9 protein-coding genes are annotated in these 9924 nt (G+C 65.4%); 4 read left to right on the top strand and 5 right to left on the bottom strand.

Going from position 1 to position 9924, the window contains the following annotated elements; translation table 11 throughout:
• Window positions 1-287: 287 nt before the first annotated feature.
• The gene (locus tag NLR35_RS00330) at window positions 288-464 is read right to left on the bottom strand and encodes a hypothetical protein (RefSeq protein ID WP_257164579.1); all 177 of its coding nucleotides are present in this window, start codon (window positions 462-464) and stop codon (window positions 288-290) included.
• Window positions 465-1067: 603 nt separating this feature from the next.
• Here NLR35_RS00330 and NLR35_RS00325 point away from each other — a divergent pair.
• The gene (locus tag NLR35_RS00325) at window positions 1068-1421 is read left to right on the top strand and encodes a DUF6481 family protein (protein ID WP_257164578.1); all 354 of its coding nucleotides are present in this window, start codon (window positions 1068-1070) and stop codon (window positions 1419-1421) included.
• Window positions 1422-1516: 95 nt separating this feature from the next.
• On the opposite strand, the gene NLR35_RS00320 is transcribed toward NLR35_RS00325, so the two are convergent.
• Window positions 1517-1753: a pentapeptide MXKDX repeat protein gene (locus tag NLR35_RS00320; protein ID WP_257164577.1), complete on the bottom strand. Its 237-nt coding sequence runs from the start codon at window positions 1751-1753 to the stop codon at window positions 1517-1519.
• Between the two features lie 364 nt (window positions 1754-2117).
• On the opposite strand from NLR35_RS00320, the gene dctP reads away from it, so the two are divergent.
• From dctP to NLR35_RS00305, 3 genes are read left to right on the top strand one after another with little or no spacing between them, the layout of a single operon-like run.
• Window positions 2118-3140, top strand: coding sequence for a TRAP transporter substrate-binding protein DctP (gene dctP, locus NLR35_RS00315; protein ID WP_257164576.1), 1023 nt, complete (start codon window positions 2118-2120; stop codon window positions 3138-3140).
• Window positions 3141-3143: 3 nt separating this feature from the next.
• A complete protein-coding gene (locus NLR35_RS00310; RefSeq protein ID WP_257164575.1) occupies window positions 3144-3689 on the top strand; it encodes a TRAP transporter small permease in 546 nt (181 codons plus the stop codon).
• Window positions 3686-5044: a TRAP transporter large permease gene (locus tag NLR35_RS00305; RefSeq protein ID WP_257164574.1), complete on the top strand. Its 1359-nt coding sequence runs from the start codon at window positions 3686-3688 to the stop codon at window positions 5042-5044. Before NLR35_RS00310 ends, NLR35_RS00305 begins: the two co-directional genes overlap by 4 nt.
• Before the next feature lie 44 nt (window positions 5045-5088).
• Here NLR35_RS00305 and NLR35_RS00300 read toward each other — a convergent pair whose 3' ends face one another.
• From NLR35_RS00300 to NLR35_RS00290, 3 genes are read right to left on the bottom strand one after another with little or no spacing between them, the layout of a single operon-like run.
• Entirely contained in the window at window positions 5089-6000 is a 912-nt protein-coding gene (locus NLR35_RS00300) for a hydroxymethylglutaryl-CoA lyase (protein WP_257164573.1), read from the bottom strand.
• Window positions 6001-6023: 23 nt separating this feature from the next.
• Window positions 6024-8027 (bottom strand): acetyl-CoA carboxylase biotin carboxylase subunit, encoded by a 2004-nt coding sequence (locus NLR35_RS00295; RefSeq protein WP_257164572.1) that lies wholly within the window; start codon window positions 8025-8027, stop codon window positions 6024-6026.
• A 2-nt stretch (window positions 8028-8029) separates the two neighbouring features.
• Window positions 8030-9637: a carboxyl transferase domain-containing protein gene (locus tag NLR35_RS00290; protein WP_257164571.1), complete on the bottom strand. Its 1608-nt coding sequence runs from the start codon at window positions 9635-9637 to the stop codon at window positions 8030-8032.
• Between the last annotated feature and the right edge of the window lie 287 nt (window positions 9638-9924).

The raw sequence follows: 9924 nt of genomic DNA, 5'->3' as shown, positions 1-9924 counted from the left end.
AGGGCCAAGGCCGGCAGCCAGGATCTGGTTTGGTCGAACGACGTCATGCTTGCCTACCCCTTGCTCGCCCGCCGTCTGCAATGCGCCTGCGCTGGCCAGGGCTATGGCTCATCGATGTCAGGCCGAACGCCGCGCGGATGCGATCGGCCACATCATATTCTTCGCGACAAACCGGTAAGATCGCGACAATTTTGCGGCCGGCTTCGCGCGGAGAATCGAGCATAGCCGAAAATGGCGCCGATTCGCCGCGACGATCACTCCGCCGCGCAAAACAACGTCCGGCGGATCTAGCGCTCCGGCACGATGACGTTGCAGTTGGTCCGGCCCGACATCAGGCAATCCTGCATCCTGCTTGCCGTGGTCAGGCTGTGGGCCAGCCAAAGGCCGAATCCGACCATGATGGCCGCAAACACCAGCGCCGCGATGGCTCCGCCTCGCCCGCCGCTATCGTCCTGCCCGCTCATGATGGGACGCGGCTAGGCGGCGCGCAGGTCAGCCGCGGCGCCGTGGGGCGCCTGGTGGTGGCGCGATGCCGGGGTGGCGGGCTCGATCCGGGTGCAGCTCGTCACCCAGAACAGCTGTCCGCATTCCCATTCCGCGCCCAGCACACCGGCTGGGACGGGGGTTGGACGGGCGAAAACCGCCGTCGCCACACAGGCGCTCACCACGAGACAGGTGAGCGCAACAGCGAGCGCTGCGCGCCCGCGCCCTCCAAAAACAGAGGTCATGCCGGTCGTCTCCGTTCGACGTCGCACCCGAGCGGTGCGCCAGTGCCCGTGAGGTGTGAGGCTGCTCACAGCCGGCCGACCTTCGTCAGCTTGACGGGAGGGCTTACATAGCGATCGCTACACAGCATGCAAGCGCTGATCAGGCCCGATGTGGAGGACTGGCGATAAAGCATTTGTCATCGACACATGCGATCCTATACACACGGCCTCGCGTCAGCCTTCGCACGTGTTCACGACACCGTGGAAGAGTCGCCTGGCGGCGCAAGCAGCCCCTGACCGAACCCCACAGATCAAACCAGATCAGTCAAACCACACCAGTAGCGAAGTGACGACGTCTCCATGAGAGGATTCAAGGAACCTGGATTTGCCGATCGGCAGAAGGCCGCGCAGCAGGCCCGCCAGAGCATCGTGCAAAAATTCAAGTCGCAGCCCGGGCCGGACGATCCCGAAGTCGTGAAGCGCCGGCAGGAGCGCGAAGCCGCCGCGGCCCGCCGCGAGCAGCTGCGACTGGAGCGCGAGGCTGCGAAGGCCGAGCAGAAGCGGCTTGAGGAAGAAGCCAAGGCTGCCGAAGCGGCCCGCCTGGCCCGCGAGGCGGAAGAATCGGCCGCCCGCGCCGCCGAGATGGAAGCCGAGCAGAAGGCCAAGCGCGACGCGCGCTACGCTGCACGCAAGGCGCGCGGCAAGAAGAAGTAGCAAGCAGAGGCGCCAAGGCGAGAACATCTCGCCCTGGCGCCTCGCTCAGCCGGGAGGCTCGAACCGAGCCTCGGATGCAATCGCTGCGACGCGGCTCAGTTCTTCTTCATCATGCCGTCGTCCTTCTTCATCCCGTCCTTGGACATGCCGTCCTTCTTCATGCTGTCCTTGGCCATCGTGTCCTTCTTCATGCCGTCGTGGGACATCGAATCCTTCTTCATCCCATCGTCCTTGCCCATCTTGTCCTCCGCAAAGGCCGCAGGCGCGGCGGCGACGCTGAAGGCGAGAGCGGCGGCGGAGAAAGCGAGGATGAGGCGGCTGCGAGAAGTCATGTTGGTCGCTCCTTCGAGGTGCGGGGTTGGACGGCGATCGATGCGCCGCTCATCGATCTCGACGTTGCCGGACGCGCGATTGTTACGAGCCTCCGAAAAAATTCTCTTGGATCAATTTTGATCGGCCTTTTGCGGTGTTTAGAAGCTCGACACAATTTCGCCCCGACGAGCCGATGTTAGTACGACCGCTGCATGGGACTCAGAGGCCGGTATTTGCGCCGCAGCAATATGTCGCCTCCCCTGCATTTGACCTCGAACGAACTGTATAGTTCGGCTAGAGGTAAATCCGGCAGTTTGGCTCGTATCGGTAATGCCAGCGAACCGGGGTCGGGAACCCAACCAGAAGTTGTCCAGGGGAAGTCTCATGCTTTCACGCCGTCATGTCATCGCGTCCGCGCTCGCCGCGCCGGCCATCCTGCGCTTTGGAACCGGCACCGCCCACGCGGCCACCACTCTGAAAATCTCCCATCAGTTCCCCGGCGGAACCATCGACAAGGGCGACTTCCGCGACCGGCTATGTCGGGTGTTTGCCGAGGAGGTTTCCAAGCGCTCGGGCGGCGAGATCGCGGCCGAAATCTATCCAAACTCCTCGCTGATCAAGACGGTCGCGCAGTTCTCAGCGATGCGGAAGGGGGCGCTCGACATCAGCCTCTATCCGATGCCCTATGCCGGCGGTGAGCTTCCGGAGACCAATATCGGACTGATGCCTGGCCTCGTCACGACCTACGACCAGGGCATGCGCTGGAAGAACGAGCCGGTCGGCAAGGCGCTCAGCGACTTCCTCGCTGACAAGGGCATCATCCTGCTCACTTGGGTCTGGCAGGCCGGCGGCGTCGCCAGCCGCTCGCGTCCGCTGCTGACGCCCGACGATGCCAAGGGCATGAAGGTACGCGGCGGCTCGCGCGAGATGGACATGGTGCTACAGACCGCCGGCGCGTCCGTGCTCTCCGTCCCGTCCAACGAAATCTATACCGCGATGCAGACCGGCGCCTGTGATGCCGGCCTGACGTCCTCCACCAGCCTGATCTCGTTCCGTCTCGAAGAGGTCGCCAAGGCCCTGACCTCCGGCGCCAAGGCGTCGTACTGGTTCATGCTCGAGCCGCTGATGATGTCGAAGGCCGCGTTCGACAAGCTGCCGAAGAACCAGCAGGACATCCTGATGACGGTCGGCGCGGAGATGGAGGCGTTCGGCCGCAAGGGCGCGCAGGAGGACGACATCGAAGTCGCCAAGGTCTACGAGAAGGCCGGCGCCAAGGTTGTCGAGCTCGATGTCGAGATCGTCAACAAGTGGCGCGATATCGCCCGCGACACCGCCTGGAAGGACTATGGCGGCAAGTCCGCGAACTGCGCCAAGCTCCTCAAGCTCGCCTCCGACGTCGCGGCCTGAGTGATGCACGCGCCCGTCTCCGATACCGAGACCACGACAGTCATTGGCGCCAGCGGACCGCTGGCGCCAATTCAGCGTCTCGTCTCGCTGCTCAATCGCATCATCGTCGTCCTGGCCGCGTTCGCGCTGGTCGCGGCCTGCGCCATCCTTAGCTACAGCGTCGCCGGCCGCGCGCTGTTCAAGGCTGCCAATTACTGGCAGGACGAGGCCGCCGTCTTCCTGCTCGTGGGCGCCACGTTCATGACGGCTGCCTATGTGCAGGAGCAGCGTGGGCATGTCAGCATCGAGGCCTTCGTCGGCCTGATGTCGCCGCTCGCCAACAAGATCCGGCTTTGGCTGGTCGACGTCGCCAGCTTTTTGTTTTGTGCCTTCTTCACCTGGAAGTCCTGGACACTGACGCACGAGGCCTGGGCCGATGGCCAGGTGTCCAACTCGATGTGGTCGCCGCCGCTCGCGATTCCCTACGGCCTGATGGCTGCGGGCATGACCCTGCTGTGTATACAGATGCTGCTGCAGATCGCGGCGCCGCTGACCGGAGCCCGTCGATGAGCGTATTTGGAATTGGCATCGCTTACGGGCTCTCCACCCTGTTTGCGATGTTCGCGGGCATGCCGATCGCGTTCGCGCTCGGCGCCGTCGCCGTGGTGTTCATGGCGATCTACATGCCGGCCGCCTCGCTCGATACGGTGACTCAGAACGTCTACGAGGAGATGGCGTCGATTACGCTGCTGTCGATCCCGCTGTTCATCCTCAAGGGCGCCGCGATCGGCCGCTCGCGCGCCGGCCAGGACCTCTACTCGGCGCTGCACGCCTGGCTGCATCGCGTGCCCGGCGGCTTAGGGGTTGCCAACGTCTTCGCCTGCGCGCTGTTCGCGGCGATGGCCGGATCGTCGCCCGCGACCTGCTCGGCGATCGGCTCGGCCGGCATTCCCGAGATGCGCAAGCGCGGTTATTCCGGCGGCTTCGCGGCCGGCATCATCGCCGCCGGCGGCACGCTCGGCATCCTCTTGCCGCCGTCGATCACGATGATCCTGTTCGCGATCGCCGCGGAGAAATCGCTGGGACGGCTGTTCCTGGCTGGCATCGGCCCGGGTCTGCTGCTGGTCACGCTGTTCGGCCTCTATGCCGTGATTCGGTTCCGGCAGGAATATGCGCGGGCGAAAGCGGTCTATGAGAAATCGGGCGCCTGGTCGGACATCCTGACCAAGGACGAGTACACGATGGCGCAGCGTTTCTCGGTGCTGCCGCGGGTGATCCCGTTCGTGCTGCTGCTGACCGGCGTCATGGTCGCGCTCTATGGCGGCCTGGCCACCCCGTCGGAGACGGCCGGCCTCGGCGGCATCCTCGCGCTGGTGCTGATCGCGATCATCTACCGGGTCTGGAGCCCGACCGATCTCGCGCCGATCATGAAGGCGACCTTGCGGGAATCGACCATGCTGATGCTGATCATCGGCATGTCGCTGCTGTACTCCTACGTGATGAGCTACCTGCACATCTCGCAGTCGGTGGCGGAGTCCATCGTGGCAATGCATCTGCCGCGCTGGGAGCTGCTGTTCGCGATCCTGCTGATGGTGATCGTGCTGGGCTTCTTCCTGCCCCCGGTCTCGATCATCCTGATGACCGCGCCGATCATCCTGCCGCCGCTGCGGGCGGCGAACTTCGACATCATCTGGTTCGGCGTCGTCATGACGATCGTGATGGAGATGGGCCTGATCCACCCGCCGGTGGGGCTGAACATCTTCGTCATCCGCAATGTCGCGCCCGACATTCCGCTGCGCGAGGTGATCTGGGGCACCCTGCCCTTCGTGCTGCTGATGATGGCCGCGGTGCTGCTGCTGTGCTTCGTGCCGCAGATCTCGACCGCGCTGCCGGACCTCGTGATGGGCCCGGACATGAGCCGCTGACGCGGCGGCGCATAGCGAATGAGGAGTAGCGAGCAGGGTCGGCCCTATTCGCTACTCGCCCGCTTCGCTTTCGCATTCAGCGCACCTGCGACGCGGCTGACCGGCGGGCGACCCAGCAGCCGGCTCATCTCGTTGGTCGCCGCCAGCAGCTTGGCCATATCGACTCCGGTCCGGATGCCCATGCCTTCCAGCATGTAGACGACATCCTCGGTCGCGACGTTGCCCGTCGCGCCCGGCGCGAACGGACAGCCGCCGAGACCGCCGGCCGCGGCATCGATGACGCGGACGCCCTCCTCCATCCCGGCATAGAGGTTGGCCAGCGCCTGGCCATAGGTGTCGTGGAAGTGCATCGCGAGGCGCGAGACCGGCACGTCGTCGCAGACCGCGCGCAGCATCTGCTTGGCCTTCACTGGCGTGCCGACACCGATCGTGTCGCCGAGCGAGATCTCGTAGCAGCCGAGATCCCACAGCGCCTTGGCGACGTCAGCCACGGCCTGCGGCTTGATCTCACCTTCGTAGGGACACCCCAGCGCGCAGGACACGTAGCCGCGCACCTTGATGCCGTCGGTCTTGGCATGCGCGATGACCGGCTTGAAACGCTCCAGCGATTCCTCGATCGAACAATTGATGTTGGCGCGCGAGAAGCTCTCGGAGGCCGCGGTAAACACCGAGATCACCTTCGCGCCGGCCGCATGCGCGGCCTCGTAGCCCTTCACATTGGGGACTAGCACGTGGAACTCGCCCCGCAGCGCGGCCACACTGCGCATCACCTCGTCGGAGCCCACCATCTGCGGGATCGCCTTGGGCGAGACGAAGGCGCCGACCTCGACGGTGGTCAGGCCAGCCGCGACGAGCGCGCGGACGAAGGCGATGCGGTCGGCGACGCTGACGGACGTCTTCTCGTTCTGCAGGCCGTCCCGCGGGCCCATTTCGATGATGCGCACGCTCTCGCTCATGCTGACCTCTTGAAGTTGGAGGATCAGGCGGAGGGTTCGACTTCCGCCAGCTCGACGCCTTCCTGCACGATGTCCCCGACCTTGCACTTGATGGTCTTGAGCACACCTGCGAACGGCGCGCGCAGGGTCTGCTCCATCTTCATCACCTCCAGCGTCAGGATGGCCGCGCCCTTCTCCAGCACGGCCCCCTCCTGCGCCAGCAACGCCACCACGGTGCCCGGCAAGGGCGCGACGATCTTGTCCTCGCCGTCCTGCTCCTCGTCGTCGCCGCCGAATGGATCGACCCAGTGCAGATCGAAGCGGCCATTACGTGTGCGCAGGTACAGCTCGTGCCCCTCGACGACGGCCACCACATGGGATTTGACGCCGTCGCGCACAAGGTCGAAGCCGCCATCATCGGTCGGGATGATCGAGAATGAGGTCTGCCGGCCATCGATCGACAGCGTCTGCGCACCCGGCCCATAGGCGAGCGTCACCGTGCGTGGATCGCCGCCGGCATGGCGGAACGAGAACACGCGCTGCCGAAGTCCGCCCGGCATCCAGCCCGACGACCGCCACGGCGATCCCCGCTCGCCTGAAGCGGATTTCTGTTCGTCGACCAGAATGGCGGCAACGGCAGCGCACAGCTCGACATCCCCGGCAGCGGAGCCGTCTTGCGTCAGCTGCGTCAGATGGCGCTCGATGAAGCCGGTGTCGATCGCATTCGCCTGGACATCCGGATGCGTCAGCAGCGCCGACAGGAACGGGATGTTGCTGACGATGCCCCGGACATCCGTGTCCTCCAGGCCGCGGTTGAGCCGCTCGATCGCCACCTCGCGCGTCGGCGCCCAGGCGATCACCTTGGCGAGCATCGCATCGTAATAGGGCGAGACCGCATCGCCTTCGCGATAACCGGCATCGATGCGCAAGCCGCCGGCCTCCGCTGGTGTCCGCCAGGTCCTGATCGTGCCGACCGACGGCATGAAATTCTTGGCGGGGTTCTCGGCGTAGACGCGCGCCTCGATGGCGTGACCGTTCAGCCTGATCTGGTCCTGAGCTAGCGGCAGCGCCTCGCCGAACGCGACGCGCAGCTGCCACTCGACGAGATCGACACCGGTGATCAGCTCGGTGACGGGATGCTCGACCTGGAGCCGCGTGTTCATCTCGATGAAGAACACGTCGCGGCCGTCGGAGACGAACTCGATGGTGCCTGCGCCGACATAGTTCACGGCCCCCGCCGCGCGGCGGGCCGCCGCACAGACTGTCTCGCGCTGCTCAGGCGACAGCGTCGGCGACGGCGCTTCCTCGATCACCTTCTGATGCCGGCGCTGCAATGTGCATTCGCGCTCGAACAGCGAGACCAAGTTGCCGTGGCTGTCGCCGACGATCTGCACCTCGATATGCCGAGGATTCTGAACGTACTTCTCGATCAGCACGCGGTCGTCGCTGAACGCCGCCTTGGCCTCGCGCTTGGCGCTGGTGACGGCGTCGGTGAGATCGCCGGCCGCGCGGACCACGCGCATGCCGCGTCCGCCGCCGCCGGCGGACGCCTTGATCAGCACGGGATAGCCGATCCGTGCCGCTTCGTTCGCCAGCGTCGCCTCGTCCTGCGCTTCGCCGTGATAGCCGGGCACCAGCGGCACGCCGGCCTGCTCCATCAGGAATTTGGAGCCCGACTTCGAGCCCATCGCAGTGATCATCGCCGCCGTCGGACCGACGAACACGAGCCCCGCATCGAGACAGGCTTGCGCGAACTCGGCGCTCTCCGACAGGAAGCCGTAGCCGGGATGAACCGCCTCTGCCCCCGTCTGCCTCGCGGCTTCGATCAGCCGCTCGATGTTGAGATAGGAGTCGCGGGCGCGCGCCGGGCCGAGCAGCACGGCCTCGTCGGCCAGCGCGACATGCAGCGCGTTGCGGTCCGCCTCGGAATAGACCGCGACGGTCTTCAAACCCATCGCGCGCGCGGAGCGGATGACGCGCACGGCAATCTCGCCGCGGTTGGCAATCAGGAGCTTGCGGAAACGACGATACAATCCGGGACGAGCCATGATCACATCCTGAACAGGCCGAACTTGGTCGGCTCGACCGGGGCATTGGCGGCAGCGGACAATCCGAGGCCAAGCACGAGGCGGGTGTCGGCAGGATCGATCACGCCGTCATCCCACAGCCGCGCGGTGGCGTAATACGGATTGCCCTGCGCCTCGTATTGCGCACGAATCGGCGCGCGGAATTTCTCTTCTTCCTCTGCCGGCCAGCTCTCGCCCTTGGCTTCGATGCCGTCGCGGCGGACTTGGCTCAGCACCATCGCTGCCTGCTCGCCGCCCATCACCGAGATGCGCGCGTTCGGCCACATCCAGAGAAAGCGCGGCGCGTAGGCGCGGCCGCACATGCCGTAATTGCCGGCGCCGTAGGAGCCGCCGATCACCACGGTGAACTTCGGCACAGAGGCGGTCGCCACCGCCGTCACCAGCTTGGCGCCGTCGCGGGCGATGCCGCCGGCCTCGTACTTCTTGCCGACCATGAAGCCGGTGATGTTCTGCAGGAACACCAAGGGAATGTTACGCTGGCAGCACAGCTCGATGAAGTGCGCGCCCTTCAGCGAGCTCTCGCTGAACAGGATGCCGTTGTTGGCGATGATGCCGACGGGATAGCCGAAGATGTGGGCGAAGCCGCACACCAGCGTCTGGCCGTACAGCTTCTTGAACTCGTCGAACTCCGAGCCGTCGACCACGCGCGCAATGATGTCGCGGACGTCGAACGGCTTGCGGCCGTCGGCGGGCACCACGCCGTAGATCTCCTCCGCCTGATAGCGCGGCTCGCGGACCTCACGCATGTTCAGCACGGTGCGCGCGCCCGGCGGCTTCAAGGTGCCGACGATGCGGCGTGCGATGCCGATCGCATGCGCATCGTTCTGCGCGTAGTGATCGGTGACGCCCGATTGCCGCGAATGCACGTCGGCCCCGCCGAGCTCCTCGGCGCTGACCACCTCACCCGTCGCAGCCTTCACCAGCGGCGGACCGCCGAGGAAGATCGTGCCCTGATTGCGCACGATGATGCTCTCGTCCGACATCGCCGGCACATAGGCGCCACCGGCCGTGCACGAGCCCATCACGATGGCGAGCTGCGGGATGCCCGCGGCCGACATCTGCGCCTGGTTGAAGAAGATGCGGCCGAAATGCCGCTCGTCCGGAAAAATCTCGTCCTGCAGCGGCAGGAAGGCGCCGCCGGAATCGACCATGTAGACGCAAGGAAGATTGTTCTGCCGCGCGATGTCCTGGGCCCGCAGATGCTTTTTGACCGTCATCGGGTAGTAGGTGCCGCCCTTGATGGTGGCATCATTGGCCACGACGACGCATTCGCGGCCGGCGATGCGTCCGATGCCGGTCACGATGCTGGCGGAGTGAACGTCACCGCCATAGAGGCCGTGCGCCGCGAGCGGCGACAGTTCGAGGAAGGCCGTGCCGGGGTCGAGCAGCAGGTCGACGCGCTGCCGCGCCAGCATCTTGCCGCGCGCGAGATGCCGCTTGCGCGAGGCCTCGCCGCCGCCCTCGGCGACCTGTGCCAGCTTGCCGCGCAGATCCGCAACGAGCGCGCGCATGGCCTCGGCATTGCGCGCAAACTCCGCTGACGAGGGATCGATCGTGGAATGAAGCGTCATGATCGGCGTCTTCGTGTCTCAGCTTGGAGGGAAGGTCGCGGGAGCACGCGTCAGGCTGCGCGCGACCGGGAGGTTCGCCGCAACCACGGGTGTACCACCTCTGCCGGCATGCTGTCCTCCCTGGCCCTGTCGCGGCCGGTCAGGCCGTCCGTTGTTCTCGAATTAAACGATCATACGTTTTTATATCGAGTTCTCAAGAGGATTGTTGTATGGTTTGATCCCGGCAGCAGCTCTTTGAGACGACACGTGTTTTGACAACGACCGCCGCTTCCGCGCGTCTTCGATCT

Source organism: Bradyrhizobium sp. SRS-191 (assembly GCF_024586915.1).
In the GTDB taxonomy this organism is placed as follows: Bacteria; Pseudomonadota; Alphaproteobacteria; order Rhizobiales; family Xanthobacteraceae; genus Bradyrhizobium.
The sequence above is the reverse complement of the archived record's forward strand: the minus strand, read 5'-3'. Positions and strand labels throughout refer to the sequence as shown.

Excerpts from the sequence above, each read along its gene's own strand:
- NLR35_RS00330 (WP_257164579.1), bottom strand. The coding sequence starts at position 464 with ATGAGCGGGCAGGACGATAGCGGCGGGCGAGGCGGAGCCATCGCGGCG.
- NLR35_RS00325 (WP_257164578.1), top strand. The coding sequence starts at position 1,068 with ATGAGAGGATTCAAGGAACCTGGATTTGCCGATCGGCAGAAGGCCGCG.
- NLR35_RS00320 (WP_257164577.1), bottom strand. The coding sequence starts at position 1,753 with ATGACTTCTCGCAGCCGCCTCATCCTCGCTTTCTCCGCCGCCGCTCTC.
- dctP (WP_257164576.1), top strand. The coding sequence starts at position 2,118 with ATGCTTTCACGCCGTCATGTCATCGCGTCCGCGCTCGCCGCGCCGGCC.
- NLR35_RS00310 (WP_257164575.1), top strand. The coding sequence starts at position 3,144 with ATGCACGCGCCCGTCTCCGATACCGAGACCACGACAGTCATTGGCGCC.
- NLR35_RS00305 (WP_257164574.1), top strand. The coding sequence starts at position 3,686 with ATGAGCGTATTTGGAATTGGCATCGCTTACGGGCTCTCCACCCTGTTT.
- NLR35_RS00300 (WP_257164573.1), bottom strand. The coding sequence starts at position 6,000 with ATGAGCGAGAGCGTGCGCATCATCGAAATGGGCCCGCGGGACGGCCTG.
- NLR35_RS00295 (WP_257164572.1), bottom strand. The coding sequence starts at position 8,027 with ATGGCTCGTCCCGGATTGTATCGTCGTTTCCGCAAGCTCCTGATTGCC.
- NLR35_RS00290 (WP_257164571.1), bottom strand. The coding sequence starts at position 9,637 with ATGACGCTTCATTCCACGATCGATCCCTCGTCAGCGGAGTTTGCGCGC.